Genomic DNA, 16,990 nt, shown 5'->3' on the forward strand with positions numbered 1-16,990 from the left:
AGTTACACAACTAATTTATAACCAATTCCCTTTAAAGTCTGAATGGTATGAATGCCCAGTTTCTCACGGAGACGGCGGATATGAACATCAATCGTTCTTTCTCCAACCACCACTTCATTTCCCCAAACTTTTTCTAAAATTTCTTCTCTCTTAAAAACTTTTTCGGTGTTGGAAGCCAATAAATATAAAAGATCAAATTCTTTCTTTGGCAAAAAATACGGCTGACCTGCTTTGGAAACTTTTACATTGTCTTTATCAATAATTAAATCGCCAATGGTAATCATTTTGGAATGTTGACCCACGGTGGAACTCAGTTGCAACAACGCATTTATTTTGGAGGTGAGAATTTTGGGTTTGATGAGTTTTACGATATAATCATTGGCACCCGCCTGAAAACCTGCTAACTGAGAAAACTCCTCACTTCGCGCAGAAAGAAAAACAATCAAGGTTTTTTGCAGTTCCTTTATCGTCCGTAATTCTGTGCAGGTTTCGATACCATCTTTTTCCGGCATCATGACATCGAGTAAAATAAGATCAGGTATAATTTCTTTGGCTTTCTGAATGCCTTCATTTCCATTGTTGGCTGTGGTTACGATATAACCTTCTTTTTCCAGATTATAAGAAAGGAGTTCTAAAATATCTTCTTCATCGTCTATTAAAAGAATTTTCTTCTGATTCATTATTCATTGTTTATCCTTTCAAAATTAATCATTTAAATGATTCCAAAATCAGCAAGAATGAATATTCATATTAAATTAACATTGAAGCCTTTTTGTTAAAACAATCGTAAAATAAAATTAAAACTGACGAAACACCATTTGCAGTCATAATTTCTTCCTTTGTCCCGAAAGAAATCTAACCAAAAAGAAGAAATGAAAATCAGAAAACTGGGTCTTGCACTCGTTATACTAAATGTCTCTGCGACTTACCTGTACGGACAGGTTACGGTAAACGACAGTTTAAGCAAGGAAAGAAAAATTGAAGGAGTAACGATTAAAAGTTCCGCAAATAAGAAATCAGAAAGCGCTCTCTTGGTGGATCAAAAGAAAGCCATTATCCAAAAACAATCAATGGGTTCTGAAGAAATTTCCCGAAAAGGAATTTCAAATATCGAACAGGCTTTGGTAAAAGTGACCGGAATCACCAGCGTTGAAGGACGAGGTTTATTTGTAAGAGGTTTAGAAGACCGTTATAATACTTTGCTAATTAATGGATTGGGCTCACCATCAAATAATCCTTTTCAGAAAATCATTGCTTTGAAACAATTCCCAACCGATGTTGTGGGAAAACTGAATATCTACAAAACTTTTAATTCTAATCTATATGCGGATTTTGCGGGAGCGACTTTCGATATTGAAACTCTAACTTACGAAAAACCATTTTCTAAAATTGAATTTGGAATAGGAGTGAATACTTTGAGTACGTTTAGAAATGATTTTAAAATTAATCCAAACGCGAATTCTATCGAAGGTTATGTGGGTTTGAATTCGAGAGACAAACAATTGCCAGATGAAGTAAAAGGCTATCGACCATCAAGTTACAATTTTAATGCAAATCAGTCCCGAAATTCTTTTGGCGAAGGCTGGAATGTAGATAATATTAAATCTTTACCGAATACGAGTTTGGGTTTTACGACGGCTCAGAAATTTAAAATCGGTGAAACTTCAAACTTAGGTTTTCTCTTTTCATTAAATCAAGGAAACCATTATGAATACAAAGATGGCGTAAAAAACCAGTTTCGTTTAAATGGAAATTCGATTGATTATAATAACAACCTCAACCGAAAAGAATATACCTATGAAACCGAATCATCTGTCCTGTTAGGTTTAGGTTTTAAAAATAAAGGGACCGCCATTAATTTAAATGGATTTTTTCTTCAAAACTCCGAGAACCTTATTCAGGATTATTTAGGATTTAGAAATGGAGAAACGAATAATCAGCAGTTTATCCGCGTGAATCAACAGGATATTTCAAGGTTTACAGATCTGCAGTTAACAGCGTCACAAAAAATCAACGACAGACATTCTCTAAAAGCCGGCGCAAGTTGGGTGAACAATTTCTATCAGCAACCAGACCGTAAAATCATGTACGGACAACCTGGTGAAGGAAACGATATTAATTTATCTTTTGGTGGAAACAATTTACTGCGACAATATCTGGATGTAAATGGTAAAAACTACTTTTCAGCATTTGCGGAATATGCGTTAAACCTTGGAGAGAAAGGTGATAAAAAAGATTATCCGTGGCAATTGGCAATTGGGTATAATGGTTTTGCAGATGTTCGAAATACGTCTTACCGATTTATTTATTCTGTTTTAAATGATCCTTCGCAATCACAGGTTACGGTTGATAGAGATACGCCGCAAGCGATTTTTGATCAGTCGATTTTAAATGGAACCTACCATTATCGCGAAGGTTCAACGTCGGAATATAAAAACAATTTGTATCAGTTTGTGAATGCGGGTTACCTTAACATTAATTATAAACCGTCGGAATTGTGGGACATTTTAATTGGCGGAAGAGTTGAAAATAACATCAACATCACGAGATACAAACCGATCAGTGTTGGTATTAATGACAATTTCGATAATATCACCAAAAACCAATATTATATTCTCCCTTCTTTGTCGGTTAAGCGTGCTCTGAATGAAAAATCGAATATCCGTTTTGCAGCCAGTAAAACCATTACAAGACCGATTCTTATTGAATATATGCCAATCACTTATATCAATCCGGACAACGAAAATATCTTTGGAAATAAGGATCTGAGCAATAGTGAAAATTATAATATTGATCTGAAATATGAAATGTTCCCAAGCAATAAAGAAATGTTTGCGGTCAACCTTTTTGCAAAGAAAATTGATAATGCAATTGAGCGTTCTTACATCGCTTCCGGAAATTCAAACGGACAAACAATTACCTTCTTTAATGCTAAAACAGCAACATTAGCCGGTGTTGAACTGGAAGGAATACTTTCATTAAACAGAATCAGTGAATCGTTATCACGGTTTACCTTAGGAGCCAATACAACAATTATGTATTCCGATGTAGAACGAAGCGCAGATCAGAATAAAGAAACCGATGTGGAAGCCAACAGAAAACGTGCTTTGCAAGGAGCTGCGCCCTGGACCGTGAACGCAGACTTGAAATACGAATACAAAAACAGTCAAAATTTAACCAAAACGTACTCCTTAGTATATAATGTTTCCGGTAAAAAGATTTACGGCGTTGGTTTCTCCCAACTCGATAATATTTTCGAAATGCCTTTCCATCAACTGGATTTCGTTTACAATAATCAAATCTCTAAAAACTGGAACGTAAAACTGACCATTCAAAATTTATTGAATTCAGAATATCAACTGAAACTGGGCGACAAAAGTTTAGTTCAGGTTCAGGAAAGTTCCCTGATGATGGAAAATTATAAAAAGGGAACTTCATTTAATATGACCGTTGGTTACACTTTCTAACTCAAATTTAAATCTCATAAAAAATAAAAAGAAATGAAAAAAAACATTTTAACTTTAGTATCGCTGGCCCTGGTTTTATCGGTCACCTCTTGTACGGTAGACATTCGTGAAGATAATGACATGCCAACAAACACCGGCGGAAATCAACAAACAACCGGAAATGTGATGGATGGTTCCGGAACTTTAACGGGAGAAATCTCAAAAGACCTTTTGATAAAAAAAGGAAATTATATTCTGAAAGGTATTGTAAAAGTAGGATCCGGAGCAACGCTTACCATTGAACCGGGTGCAACATTTACCGCAACCACGAGCGATGTGAGCGGATTGGTCATTTTAAAAGGAGCAAAAATTAATGCGGTTGGAACGGCAGATTTACCCATTGTTTTCACCTCTGATAACAAAACGCCGGGAGATTGGGGCGGTGTAACTTTGTATGGTGACGCACCAATTAAAGCCTTAAACGGCGCAACAACGGCACTTTCCGAGGATGGAAATAATCAATATTACGGTGGCTCTGATGCGAATTCAAACTCCGGAACCATGAAATTCGTAAGAGTGGAATATGGCGGACGTAAAATTGGCGACGGAACTTCGGAAACGAACTCGATGACTTTTTATGCAGTTGGTGCCGGAACGACTTTAGAAAACTTAGTCGCATACAAAGGAACCGATGACGGTTACGAATTTTTCGGTGGAACGGTAAGTGCTAAAAATCTAATTTCTTACGGAAATTACGATGATGCTTTTGACTGGCAGGATTCCTGGAGCGGACAAAACAATTCCAACTGGTTTGCTTACCAAACGGGAATTGGTAATTTCGGAATGGAAATCGAAGCCTCTTCAAACGCAGATAATATCGCACCGAAAGTGAGCAATATCACTTTGATGAGAGCCGCAGGAACTTTACCTGAAGTGTCAGGTTCCGCAGAAGTTTCAGCCATTCAGTTTAAAAAACAGGGAACCGGAATTTTCTCCAATGTCTATATCGATGGGTACAAAAACACGGGCGGGAAAAATGCCTTTGCAGTATTAATCCAGGATTTAGCCACTGAAACGAGCCAATTGGCAACGGGTAAAATTAAAGTTGAACCGCTATTTACAACAGCCAACAACGATAATCAATTAAAATTTGGATACGGCTTCACGTCAACAAATCCATTAACCTACACCAATGCTACAACGGTAACCAAAGTTTCTATGGTTGGTGGTGCTTGGGCAACGGTAAACGGTCAAAACTTACTTGCGCCACTTCAATAAATTCTTCATTTTTTCATATCAAATTAAAAGGGCTTTTCAATATTTTGAAAAGCCCTTTTTTTTATTCTGTATCCTCGTCTTCGTATTGCTCCAGATAGTATGCGAAAGAAAAATCTTCAAGTTCCTCATCGGCATCTTCTAAAGTCGTGAGCAAATCTTCGAAATCTTCGAGTTGTTCCACGCTCATATTTACGAATTCGATATGTAAAGGAAGTTCTACAAATCCGGTAATCGAATCGTAAAGCGCATCCAGATTATCGCCAAAAGTTTCGGGCAGTTTTAATTTTTCTTTCAACTGATCGAAGAAATCTTCCATATCTCCGATTTCTGTAAAGTCTATATATACGGTGTTCATATTTTTAGGTTGTGGGTTTTAGGTAGTAGGTTTTGGTTCTAAAGTTTATTAATCTAAAGTGAAAATCTATTTTTAACGCAAAGACGCAAAGTTTTTTCTATTTTATTTACAAAAAAATTACGATCGCAACGGCGCTTCGCATAGCAAAGGGAAATACACCAGCATTTGACTTGGCTCTTTTTACTTTTTACCTTGCTCTTATCTTACTGCTTTTCAAAACTCTTGTAATGATTCTTTGTCAGCCAAACTTCTCCATTTTTGGTGAAAACGATTCGGTCGGCATTTCGGTTTCCGCAGTTGTAATTGACGTCGGCTTCGAAATATTTATTTCCGGAAGGAAGGGTTTTTTCCCGGTTGCTGAAATTATCACCGCCAATTGCTCTTCCGGGAAGAACATCGCAAAGATTTCCTTTTGAGGCAACCCAACCCTGTTTCCGTGCTTCACCTTTTGTGATATAATAATCCGGAAGTCGGTGATTGGATTTCACGTAATTAATGACGGTATTTTCATTCGTGAGTTCATCAATATTTCCGGAGAAATTTGGTGATGTTGAAGTTTTATTTTCTTTAAAGTTTTCATTATTATTTGCATTAATGGAAACCTCCGAATTGATGACCTCTTTATTTTTCTTTTCAATACGGTAATTGTTAATCAGATACATCGCCAGAAATGCCGTGAGCAATCCGATGATGAAAAATAGGAAGAGTTTTATGTTTTGTTTGTTCATATGATTCAAATGTTACTTCTTGTTTTAGATAGCGTTCGTCCGGAACCTGGCTTTCTTTCTTATTAATTGCTACACAGATAACGTTCCTAAGGAACGCTCTTAAATCTCCAATCAATTGCGCCATTCTTCCGGAATATTGCAAACCGGAATGGGTTGAATTTTATGTTGCGCCGCACGATTCATTCTCTGGAAAATTTTGAAAACTTCTAAATCCCGTCCTGAATAATCTGCTTCTGTTTTGGTTCCCCACTCTTTTTGGATTTTCTCCAATTCCGGATATGTTGCGCCAATCTGCTGTTCATCGGTTCGGGCTTCATCCCACAATCCGTCTGCCGGAATGGCATTTTGAATGGATTCTACAAGATCTAATGATTTTGCCAAAGCGTAAACTTCAGTTTTATACAAGTCTGCAATCGGGGAAACATCTACTCCACCATCGCCGTATTTGGTAAAAAAACCAACTCCGAAATCTTCGACTTTATTTCCGGTTCCGCAAACGAGAAGACTGTTGATTTGTCCATAATAATATAAAGTTAACATTCTCAAACGGCTTCTGGTATTCGCAAACGCCAATTTTTCCGCAGGAAAGTCTTCATCTTTAACATCGAAGGTTTTATAGAGTTCTTCAAATGCTGGCGTCAAATTAACGGAAATTGCTTCAACATTTGAGAACCGTTTTTTCAAATATTCCATGTGTTCCCAGGCACGATTTACTTCATCTTGATTTTGACGGATCGGCATTTCAATTAACAAAGTTTTTAAACCTGTCATTGCACACAGCGTAGAAACGACCGCGGAATCAACTCCGCCGGAAACTCCCACTACATATCCTTTTACATGTGCCTTTTCAGCGTAATCTTTGAGCCAAGTAACGATTCTTTCTGTTATTTTATCTGTTTGCATTTAATCTTTTCTTTATTTAAAATCTTATCTAAAAATATTCGTACTAAATTTAATGGTCATGGTCTTTTTAACGCAAAGAATCGCAAAGTTTTCTTTACAAAAATGCTGTTTTTCACTTTTCTTTTAAGGTCGCAAAGGCGTTCCACTTAGCAAAGTTCGCAATAGCTTTTACATCTCTGAATATTTTTCTTTCTTTAGTTCATACCAAAAACACGTGGCGTTATCGAGTGGATCAACGAAAGCTCCGACTGATTCAAAGCCCAATTTGTCTTTCAAAATTTTATTGGAATCCAAGTTTTCAATATCGGCACAGGCGTAAATGACTTCTAAATTTATTTCATTAAAACCATAATCCAAAACGGCTTTTCCTGCTTCAGTGGCGTAACCTTTTCCCCAAAACTCCGGTAAAAAACGATATCCTAATTCGTATACATTTTTAAAACCGTTGATGGGTTCGGTCAATAATTTTAAACCGCTCCAGCCAATGAGTAGATTGGATTCTTTTTCAATGACTGCCCATCTCGCGATTCCATTTTCGTGATATTGTTTTCGAATTTTATTAATGGTTTCTTCAGATTCCTCCAATTTCGTCACCGGTTTTACGCCGATGTATTTCATGACTTCCGGATTGCTGTCCAGTAAAAATATTCTGTCAACATCTTCAGTAACAATTTCTCTTAAAATAAGTCTGGATGTTTCAATGAATACTTTTGCCATTAATTTTCCTTATTTTTGCGTTTCAAAATTCGATGTAAAAATAATGAAGTTTTTTAGATATCTCCTGTTTTCTTCCGCATTCCTGTTTGGAATGAATTCGTGTAAAAAAGATCCCAAAGAACTTTGGAAAGTTGAGATTAAAAATCCTGTAGAAAAAGCCGATGTTGCGGATATTTCAAAGGAGTTTTATGATGGCGCGGTTACTTTAGCAACATTTACACAAAAATATCCATGGTTTCAAGGAACAGTGCCGGATGAGGATTTTGCAGTCCGACGTGCCGATCCGGAAGAAGCTGCGATTTACAAAGAAGCAATTTCTAAAATTGACGTTCAGAAACTAAGCAGTGAGTTGGGTACTCTTTTTTCACATATCATGTATCATTTTCCAGAATTTAAGGCACCAAAGGTTTATTTATACTCCTCTGCTTTGCAAGGAATAATGGAGCCGATTTTTTATCAATCCGAGGAAAATCTACTTTTCATTGACGTGACCGGTTTTATGGGCAATAACAATCCTAATTATAAAGGTTTGGAGCAATATTTCCAAGTGAGTATGAATCCTAACAACATTCTGCCGAAAGTTTCAGAAACTTTTGCTAAATATTTTGTGCAGCCGAGTGTGGATCAGCAGAAATTTATAGACCAACTTATTTACGAAGGTAAACTGATGACTTTGCAGGACGCTTTTTTACCAAATGAACCCAATTATCTGAAAATAAGTTATACGCCAGCACAGTACGAATGGGCAGCAGAAAACGAAGCCAATATCTGGAATTTCTTTGTAGAAAACAATCTGGTATTTAGTGATGACGTACGGTTAAAAGAGCGTTTTATAAAACCCGGACCGTTTTCAAAATTCTATACCGAAATTGATAACGATTCTTCGCCGCGCGTGGGAATTTATACCGGATGGCAAATTTGCAAGAAATTCTATCAGGAAAATCCCGACACCAAATTGCCCGATTTTCTAAAGATGAATGCACAGCAAATTTTTAATCAAAGCAATTACAAACCAAAGAATTAATTAAAATTTTTCTTTAAATAATATAATCTTTAAAATTATGAAATCGCATTTAACTCTATTTTTTAGTAAAATCGATTCCATATGACTTTAAAAAATAAAAATCTACATATGAAAAAGACTCAGATTACCATAGATGTCGAGCTGGATGAAAACAACGTTCCGGAAAAAATGATGTGGAATGCCCAGGACGGTGGCATTGAAAAAGAAGAGACGAAAGCCACCATGATCTCTGTTTGGGATGATAAAAGAAAGGAAGCTTTAAGAATTGATCTGTGGACGAAAGATATGCCGGTTGATCAAATGAAAATGTTTATTCATCAAATCTTAATTTCTATGGGAAATACCTACGAGAGAGCGACCGGAGAAGAAGATGTTGCATTCTGGCTGGAACAAATGGCGGAAGAATTTGCACAGAAAGCTGCGATTAAAATGTAAAATAAATTTAACGATACGTCGTATTTTAAAATAAAAAAATAAAAAAAATGAACTTCAATACCAAAGTAATACACGGTGGTCAGCACCACGAGTCGGCAACAGGATCTGTGAATGTTCCAGTGTTTTTAACCTCAACATTTGCGCAGAAATCACCAGGCATTCATTCAGGTTATGAATATTCCCGCGCTGCAAATCCAACACGACAAGCTTTAGAAGACAGTTTAGCTTCAATTGAAAATGGTGCGAGAGGTTTGGCATTTGGATCTGGGTTAGCTGCAATCGACTGTGTTTTGAAATTATTAAATCCCGGAGATGAAGTTATTTCTGTAGACGACTTGTACGGTGGAAGTTACAGAATGTTCACCCGATTATTTGAGAAATACCAGCTGAAGTTTACGTTCGTAAATTTTGATGATGTTTCAAAAATCGCAGATGTAATTACGGACAAGACAAAATTAATCTGGCTGGAAACTCCGACCAATCCATTAATGAAACTGGTGGATATCAAAGCCGTAACGGATTTGGTGAAAGGAAGAGATATTTTGGTTGCCGTTGATAATACTTTTGCAACTCCGTATATTCAAAGACCAATCGATCTAGGAGCAGATATTGTCATGCATTCTGCAACAAAATATTTAGGCGGACATTCCGATGCAATCGCAGGGGCACTAGTTGCAAAAACAGCAGAACTTGGCGAAAAATTACATTTTATTCAGTTTGCAAGTGGCGGAATCTTAGGTCCACACGACTCTTACTTAGTTTTAAGAGGAATTAAAACGTTGGCTTTAAGAATGCAACGACATTCAGAAAACGGATTGGTTGTTGCCAAATACTTAGAGAATCATCCAGCTGTTGATAAAGTTTTTTATCCAGGATTGGAATCGCATCCAAAGTTTGAGTTAGCAAAAAGACAAATGAGAGAATCGGGCGGAATGGTTTCGTTCACCTTTAAATCAGGAAAAAAAGAAGATTCCATTAAATTTTTAGAAAAAGTAAAAGTTTTCACTTTAGCAGAATCTTTAGGTGGAGTTGAATCATTGGCGAATCATCCGACCTTGATGACGCATGCTTCTATTCCGGCAGAAAAACGAGCAGAATTAGGTATTACCGATGATTTAGTTCGACTAAGTGTTGGAATCGAGGACAAAGAAGATTTGTTGGCAGATTTGGAAAGAGCTTTCGGATAATCGAAAAAACTTTATAAAAATAAAACCTTCAAGTTATTAAAGCTTGAAGGTTTTTTTATAATTTTGAATATGACAGAATTTCAAAAATATATTCAAAGATACCTTGATCTCATTTCAAGTGATAATTGGCTCGAAGAAATGAAAAATTCGGGAAATCAAACTATGGAAATTTATCAGCAATTTTCTGAACAGCAATCTGATTTCGCTTATGCAGAAGGAAAATGGAGTTTAAAAATTCTATTGCAACATCTCATCGATGCGGAACGAATATTTGTATATCGTGCTTTAAGGTTTTCCAGAAAAGACCAGACAGAATTGGCAGGTTGGGATGAAGAATTATATGCAAAAGAATATCATCTTGAAGAAATTTCTATTAAAAATTTACTTTCAGAATTTGAGAGTTTGCGAAAATCAACGATTCATTTTTTTGAACATCTAAATCAAAACCTTCTTTATCAAACGGGAGTTGCAAATAAGAATGAAATCTCAGTTGAAATTATTGGGAAATTAATTGTGGGTCATAATATTCACCATCTCAACATTATCAAAGAAAGGTATTTGCCAATTCTTAATCAGATTTAATACAAATGAATTGCCCTTGTTGCTCAGGAAAAACCTACGAAGACTGCTGTAAACCATTTCATAGTGGTAAAAAAAATGCACCGACTGCTGAGACCTTAATGCGCTCTCGATTTTCCGCCTTTGCAATTCCAAATGGAATCTATTTAATAGAAACCACTTTACCTTCAAAAAGAAAACTTCACAATACCGAAGATTTGCAGGAATGGGGAGAAATCAATGAATGGACGAAACTGGAAATTGTAAAAACGCCCAACATCAACCAAGTAGAATTCAAAGCATTTTATACCGATGAAAACGGAAAACAACAAGTTCATCATGAACTTTCTACTTTTCGAAAACTGAATGATCGTTGGTATTATGTTTCGGGGAAATTTTTAGATTAGATTTTTTAAGAATAACAGTCAAAAAAATAATTCCCTTTTCTGAGTGAAATCGAAGATTCGACGAAGTCAAACGCCATTATCTCATTTATTTATTGATTTTAATGGAATAGATGAATCTTTGATTTGCGCCCTTTATTTTTGAACAATAATTACATTAAACCTTTGCGTTAAAAAAATTATTCTTTTAATCTTTCCTCTTTCTTTTTCTGTCTTAAAACATACAGATACAAACTTTCCACTTTGGTTCTGGCCCAATCTGTTTTTCGTAAAAATTTCAAAGAAGATTTAATACTCGGATTATCCGTAAAACATTTGATGTTAATCTGCTCGCCGAGTTCTTCAAAACCCTCGTAATATTCTACCAGTTCTTCAAGAATTGCATCTAAGCGTTTTCCGTGTAAAGGATCTTTTGATTTCTGTTCCATAATTATTGGTAAAAATAAGGATTTTACAATTCACAATTCACAAAACAATTCTGCTTCTTTAACAAAAAATATCAAGTTTAAATTGATTAAAACTTCACGTACCAATTTCAAATCCTCTTTTTGTTTCTTACATTTGAGATATGAAAATTCTGCATACCGCCGATTGGCATTTGGGTAAACGTTTAGACCGTTTTTCGCGTTTAGAGGAACAAATTTTAGTGATGAACGAAATCGTTCAGATTGCCGACGAAGAAAACGTTGATCTGGTTTTGGTGGCCGGCGATTTATTCGATAATTTCAATCCGAGCGTTGAGGCGATTGAACTTTTTTATAAAACACTTAAACGGTTATCTCAGAATGGAAAACGTCCCGTAATCGCTATTTCCGGAAACCATGATTCCCCCTATTTAATTGATGCTCCGGATCCTTTAGCACGGGAATGCGGAATTATTTTAATCGGACATCCGAAAGCAAAAGTAACTCCTTTTCAACTTCAAGATTTTGAAATTTCAAATTCAGTGGAAGGTCTGATTGAATTAAAACTCAAAAACCACGATTTCCCAATTCGAATTGTACATACCGCTTTTGCCAATGAGATCCGGTTAAAAGAATATTTCGGTGAAAATAAAGAAGAAGCACTCAATCAGGTTTTGGCCGAAAACTGGGCAACTATTGCTGACGAATTCTGTGATGAAAATGGCGTCAATATTCTGATGGCTCATTTGTATATGAACAAAAGAGGCGCACCAGTTCTGGAAGAACCAGACGGTGAAAAACCCATCAAAATCGGAAATGCTGATTTGATTTATTCGGATACGATTCCTTCACAAATTCAATATACGGCTTTGGGACATTTGCACGCTTTTCGAAATATTGGAACGGAAGAAAAACCGGTTGTTTATTCGTCTTCACCGTTGTGCTACAGTTTTAGTGAAGCCGGTCAGACGAAATATGTTTCGATTATTGAAGCCAAACCGAATCAAAATGTTTCTTACGAAAAGATTGCCTTGAAAAATGGAAAATCTTTGGTCCGTAAAACTTTTGATGAGGTTGAAAAAGCGATAGAATGGTTGTCTGAAAATCAGAATACGTTCGTCGAACTTACTTTAGAAAGTGAAACGTACTTAAAAGCGGAAGAAAGAAAAATGATCAATAATGCGCATCACGGAATTGTGCATCTTATTCCGAAAGTTAAAAATCAGGAAATCAATCAAAAGCAATTGTACGATATCAATCTCGATCAGGACATTCAGAGTTTATTTAAAGATTATTTTAAATCTAAAAACAATGCGCAGGAACCCAATGAAGACTTACTCAATTTGTTTAACGAAATTTTAAATGCATAAGAAATGATTCCTATTCAATTGACTTTAGAAGGTTTGTATTCTTATCAGGAGCGCCAAACAATCGATTTTACAGCATTGACAGACGCTGGTTTATTTGGAATTTTCGGCTCCGTTGGTTCGGGTAAATCTTCGATTTTAGAAGCGATTACTTTTGCGCTTTATGGCGAAACTGAAAGACTGAATTCTCGCGACAAGCGTGCTTACAATATGATGAATCTGAAATCGAACCGATCTTTTATCGCGTTTGATTTCATGAATTTTGAAAATAAAAAATTTCGGGCAACACGTGAATTTAAGAGGAATTCTAAAAATTTCGAAGATGTAAAATCTCCAAATCTGATTTTATATGAATGGAAAGACGAGAAATGGATTCCGCTGGAAAGTTCCAGTACGGAAGAAATTATTGGATTGAGTTACGCAAATTTCAAACGGACCATCATTATTCCACAAGGTCAGTTTAAAGAATTCATAGAACTCGGTGCCACGGAACGAACCAATATGATGAAAGAAATTTTTGGTCTTCATCGTTTTGATTTGCAAAATAATGTCTCCGCATTAAACATTAAAAACAAATCTGAACTCGATAAGTTGGAAGGTGAATTAAAAGGTTTTGAAGAAGTAACTAAAGAACAGATCTTAGTTCAAACTGAAAAATTAAAACTGGAGAAAATTCATTTTAATGAAACTGAAAACAATTTTAAAAAAATTGATCAACATTATCAACAACTTAAAAATTTAAAAACAGATTTTCAAATTCTGAAACAGAAGAAAGAAGACTTCGCAAAATTATCGGAGAGAAAATCGGCAATCGATGCTTTAGAAGTAAAAACAGAACTATTTGACCAAGTTTTTAGAATTTTCAATCCGTTGGTTTTAGAGAAAAATAAACTGCAAAAAGAAATTTCAGGCCAGAAAAAGGAAAAAGAAAATCAGGACGAACTTTTAAAGAAAATTGAAACTGAAGTTAAGTCGCTTAATGAACAGTTAAAATTAATTCTTCCAAAATATGAAGCCTTGAATGAATCCAAAATTCAGGAAAATGATTTGAACTTAATTTTGCAAATGTTGCAGTTTTCTGAAGAAATAAAAACACTAAAAGACCGCACTAAAGATGGTTCAAAACAGGTAAAAGAAGTTGAGCAAAACATTAAAAACATTCAGCAACATATTAAAGATCTTTCTGAAAAATCAGAGTTATTAAAATCTCAAAAATTAGAATCGAATCTTTTGGTAACTGTTGGAAGTTGGTTTTCAGAAAACAAAAAACTGAAAGAAAATCTGGGAATTCAAACTAAAAAAATTGAAGAACTTCAAATCAAAATCAATGATATTTCAATTGAATTAAAACCTTTTAAATTTAATGTTGAAACATTTAATGAAGATTTTAAAGTAAAAAATGAAGCATTAGAAATTCACAAAAAAGAACTTTCCGAAAAGAGAACGCATCTGGAAGTTCAACAAAAGTTAGCACATTTTTCAAGTGATTTGCATGATGGCGAATCCTGTCCGCTTTGTGGCGCTTTGGAACATCCGAATATTGTTGCTTTCGAAGATGTTGAATCTGAACTGCATTTAATTTTAAAACAACTTGAAAATGCGGAAAATCAACAGAAAGAACTTCAGAAGAATTTAGGAGAAATTGAAAAAATCCTTTATCGAAAAAAAACTTTTGAAGATCAGTTGAAAGCGGAACAGGAAACATTCAGCCAAATAAAAATTCAACTTGATAAGCATCAGCGGGATTTTATCTGGAAAGAATTCAACGCAGAAAATGAATCTGAATTTGAAAAGAAACGTCTACAGTCTTTTGGTATCGAAAAGCAAATTGAAGAATTAGGTCAATCCATTTCAACCGAGCAGAAAAACCAAGAAAAAGAGCGAGAAACCTTGGAAAAATACAGCAAGGTTTTGGAAGAATTTAAACTGAAAGAAGCGCAAAAAGAAACGCAGATTAATTCTAATCTTTCCAATCTTAAAGTTTTAAACTGGAATGATTATGAGGAAAAATCAATAAATGAAGTCGAAGCATCTTTGCATGAATTATCAAAACGCAATCTTGATACAGAAAGCAATTACAAGCAGTTAATTGAAAAGGAGAAGGAAATTTCGCCCAAATTCGCTGCTCAAAAAACAAGTGTCGATCATTTAGTAAAAAGAATCAGTGAATTAGAAAAAGAAATTTCGGATAATGAAAAACTTTTAAGTCAATCGTTAATCACTCAAAATTTCGGTGATTTCAAAGAGGTTGAACTCATTTTAGCGCAGAATATTAAGGTTGCAGAATCCAGAAATGAAATTCAAAAGTTCAGGATCGAATTTGAAACTTTAAAGAACAGTGTTGACGAATTAACGTTGAAACTAAAAGACTTTTCTTTTGATGAAGAAGAATTTACGAAGGTCGAAACTCAATTTCAAACTGCTGAACAGGAATTAAAAATCGCAAACGATGCGGTAGTAAAAACAAATGCTGATCTCGAAAGACTGGAGAAAGAATTTAATAAAAAAGAAACTTTATTAAAGAATTTAGCGAAACTTCAGAAACGGTCAGATGATCTGAAAGTGATGTTTAATCTATTCAAAGGTGCAGGTTTTGTGCAGTTTGTCTCCTCTATTTATTTAAGACAATTGTGTGATCACGCCAATATTCGGTTTCATCGGATGACGAGAAATCAGCTGAGTTTGCAACTAAATGAAAATAATGATTTTGAGATCATCGACTATTTGAATGAAGGAAAATGCCGAAGTGTAAAAACGCTTTCTGGCGGACAGGCATTTCAGGTGTCGCTGAGTCTGGCTTTGGCGCTCGCCGAAAGTGTACAGTCAAATGCGAAGGCAGAAAAGAATTTTTTCTTTATCGATGAAGGTTTCGGAACGCAGGATTTGGAATCGGTAAACGTGGTTTTTGAAACCTTAACCACTCTTCAAAAAGAAAACAGAATTGTGGGAATAATTTCCCACGTTGAGGAACTGAAAGAGAAAATGCCGGTTTCCCTGAATATTACAAAAGATGAGGAAAGGGGAAGTTTGATCGAAGTGATTTAATTTGACGGCGGAGAAATCTTAAGGAATAAAAACCTTTTCAGATTAAAATTTTCAATAAAACAAAAGGCGGTAAAACCCGCCTTTTTAAGTATTTCTTTACTTGAAAAATTTATCTGACCAAAGGTGCTATCTTTTCACCAAACAGCTCAATAGATTTCATCATCACGTCATTTTCCGGTGCGCCAACATCCATATGTCCAATAAATCGGGTGAGACCGAAAATCTCTTTCACCTGCTGAATTTTGTCTGCAACTTCATTGGTATTCCCGATAAATAATGCGCCTTCTTTGCTTCTTCCACCGTCGTACTGCATTCTGGTGTAAGGTGCCCAACCTCTGGTCGCGCCGATTCGGTCCATTTGCGATTTATAATTTTCAAAGTATCCATCGATCACTTTTTGATCTTCACTTACAAAAGTGTGGGAATGAATGGCGATCTGCATGTCAGATTCTGCGTGACCTGCGGCCAGATATTCCTGCTTATAAAAATCGACCAGACTTTTAAACTGAACCGGCATTCCGCCAATGATGGCCACGATGAGCGGCATTCCTAATTTCGCGGCACTTAAAACTGATTGTGGTGTTCCGCCCACGGCTCGCCAGATTGGAAGTTTGCCGTCATTTTTAGCCCGTGGATAAACCGTCTGATTCTTCATCGGTGCCCGAAGTTTTCCTGTCCAGGAAACGTTTTCTTCGGAATTTATTTTAAGTAAAAGGTCTAGTTTTTCATCGAAAAGTTGCTCGTAATCATTTAGTGAGTAACCATAAAGCGGAAATGATTCGGTGAAACTGCCACGACCAACGAAAATTTCAGCACGACCATCAGAAATTAAATCTAAAGTTGCAAAATCCTCATATACTTTTACGGGTTCTGAGGAACTTAAAACAGTTACTCCACTTGCTAATTTGATATTTTTCGTAATGCTTGCCGCGCCGGCTAAAACCATTTCAGGAGATGAAACGGCATAATCCTGGCGATGATGTTCCCCCATGGCAAAGACGTCGATTCCGACTTCATCCATTAATTTTACCTGACCTAAAATTTCGCGGATTTTAACGCCCGCATCTTTATATTTTCCGGTATTTTGGTCAACGGCTAAGTCGCCAAACATTCCAATTCCTAATTCCATAACACTTTGA

The 16,990-nt window shown here is 35.8% G+C and carries 16 protein-coding genes; 9 read left to right on the forward strand and 7 right to left on the reverse strand.

Annotated features, from left to right (window positions below; genetic code table 11):
- Positions 1-2: 2 nt before the first annotated feature.
- Positions 3-680, reverse strand: a complete 678-nt coding sequence (locus EIB73_RS06720) for a response regulator transcription factor (protein ID WP_125023801.1) — start codon at positions 678-680, stop codon at positions 3-5.
- 192 nt (positions 681-872) lie between these two features.
- Between EIB73_RS06720 and EIB73_RS06725 the strand changes: the two genes are divergently transcribed.
- A complete protein-coding gene (locus tag EIB73_RS06725) occupies positions 873-3,467 on the forward strand; it encodes a TonB-dependent receptor plug domain-containing protein (protein WP_125023803.1) in 2,595 nt (864 codons plus the stop codon).
- A gap of 33 nt (positions 3,468-3,500) precedes the next feature.
- Entirely contained in the window at positions 3,501-4,724 is a 1,224-nt protein-coding gene (locus EIB73_RS06730; protein ID WP_125023805.1) for a hypothetical protein, read from the forward strand.
- Between the two features lie 61 nt (positions 4,725-4,785).
- On the opposite strand, the gene EIB73_RS06735 is transcribed toward EIB73_RS06730, so the two are convergent.
- From EIB73_RS06735 to EIB73_RS06750, 4 genes are all read right to left on the reverse strand, one after another.
- Complete coding sequence (locus EIB73_RS06735; RefSeq protein WP_125023807.1) at positions 4,786-5,079, reverse strand: barstar family protein; 294 nt, start codon at positions 5,077-5,079, stop codon at positions 4,786-4,788.
- 203 nt (positions 5,080-5,282) lie between these two features.
- Complete coding sequence (locus EIB73_RS06740; protein WP_125023809.1) at positions 5,283-5,807, reverse strand: ribonuclease domain-containing protein; 525 nt, start codon at positions 5,805-5,807, stop codon at positions 5,283-5,285.
- Positions 5,808-5,918: 111 nt separating this feature from the next.
- Positions 5,919-6,710 (reverse strand): NAD(+) synthase, encoded by a 792-nt coding sequence (nadE, locus tag EIB73_RS06745; protein WP_125023811.1) that lies wholly within the window; start codon positions 6,708-6,710, stop codon positions 5,919-5,921.
- 168 nt (positions 6,711-6,878) lie between these two features.
- Positions 6,879-7,427, reverse strand: coding sequence for a GNAT family N-acetyltransferase (locus EIB73_RS06750; protein WP_125023813.1), 549 nt, complete (start codon positions 7,425-7,427; stop codon positions 6,879-6,881).
- Between the two features lie 43 nt (positions 7,428-7,470).
- Between EIB73_RS06750 and gldB the strand changes: the two genes are divergently transcribed.
- From gldB to EIB73_RS06775, 5 genes are all read left to right on the forward strand, one after another.
- Positions 7,471-8,451 carry a gliding motility lipoprotein GldB gene (gldB, locus tag EIB73_RS06755; RefSeq protein WP_125023815.1) on the forward strand — a complete coding sequence of 327 codons (981 nt, stop codon included), beginning with the start codon at positions 7,471-7,473 and terminating at the stop codon, positions 8,449-8,451.
- A 108-nt stretch (positions 8,452-8,559) separates the two neighbouring features.
- Entirely contained in the window at positions 8,560-8,886 is a 327-nt protein-coding gene (gene gldC, locus EIB73_RS06760; RefSeq protein WP_125023817.1) for a gliding motility protein GldC, read from the forward strand.
- Positions 8,887-8,933: 47 nt separating this feature from the next.
- Positions 8,934-10,073, forward strand: a complete 1,140-nt coding sequence (locus tag EIB73_RS06765) for a trans-sulfuration enzyme family protein (RefSeq protein ID WP_125023819.1) — start codon at positions 8,934-8,936, stop codon at positions 10,071-10,073.
- Between the two features lie 69 nt (positions 10,074-10,142).
- A complete protein-coding gene (locus tag EIB73_RS06770) occupies positions 10,143-10,655 on the forward strand; it encodes a DinB family protein (RefSeq protein WP_125023821.1) in 513 nt (170 codons plus the stop codon).
- A 5-nt stretch (positions 10,656-10,660) separates the two neighbouring features.
- A complete protein-coding gene (locus tag EIB73_RS06775) occupies positions 10,661-11,038 on the forward strand; it encodes a YchJ family protein (protein WP_125023823.1) in 378 nt (125 codons plus the stop codon).
- Positions 11,039-11,214: 176 nt separating this feature from the next.
- On the opposite strand, the gene EIB73_RS06780 is transcribed toward EIB73_RS06775, so the two are convergent.
- Complete coding sequence (locus tag EIB73_RS06780) at positions 11,215-11,463, reverse strand: VF530 family protein (protein WP_125023825.1); 249 nt, start codon at positions 11,461-11,463, stop codon at positions 11,215-11,217.
- 140 nt (positions 11,464-11,603) lie between these two features.
- On the opposite strand from EIB73_RS06780, the gene EIB73_RS06785 reads away from it, so the two are divergent.
- Together EIB73_RS06785 and EIB73_RS06790 are read left to right on the forward strand one after the other, a co-directional pair.
- Positions 11,604-12,809 carry a metallophosphoesterase family protein gene (locus tag EIB73_RS06785; RefSeq protein ID WP_125023827.1) on the forward strand — a complete coding sequence of 402 codons (1,206 nt, stop codon included), beginning with the start codon at positions 11,604-11,606 and terminating at the stop codon, positions 12,807-12,809.
- 3 nt (positions 12,810-12,812) lie between these two features.
- Positions 12,813-15,851, forward strand: a complete 3,039-nt coding sequence (locus EIB73_RS06790) for an AAA family ATPase (protein WP_125023829.1) — start codon at positions 12,813-12,815, stop codon at positions 15,849-15,851.
- 109 nt (positions 15,852-15,960) lie between these two features.
- Here EIB73_RS06790 and EIB73_RS06795 read toward each other — a convergent pair whose 3' ends face one another.
- Complete coding sequence (locus EIB73_RS06795; protein WP_125023830.1) at positions 15,961-16,980, reverse strand: LLM class flavin-dependent oxidoreductase; 1,020 nt, start codon at positions 16,978-16,980, stop codon at positions 15,961-15,963.
- Positions 16,981-16,990 lie beyond the last annotated feature (10 nt).

This window comes from Kaistella carnis, from assembly GCF_003860585.1.
Lineage (GTDB): Bacteria > Bacteroidota > Bacteroidia > Flavobacteriales > Weeksellaceae > Kaistella > Kaistella carnis.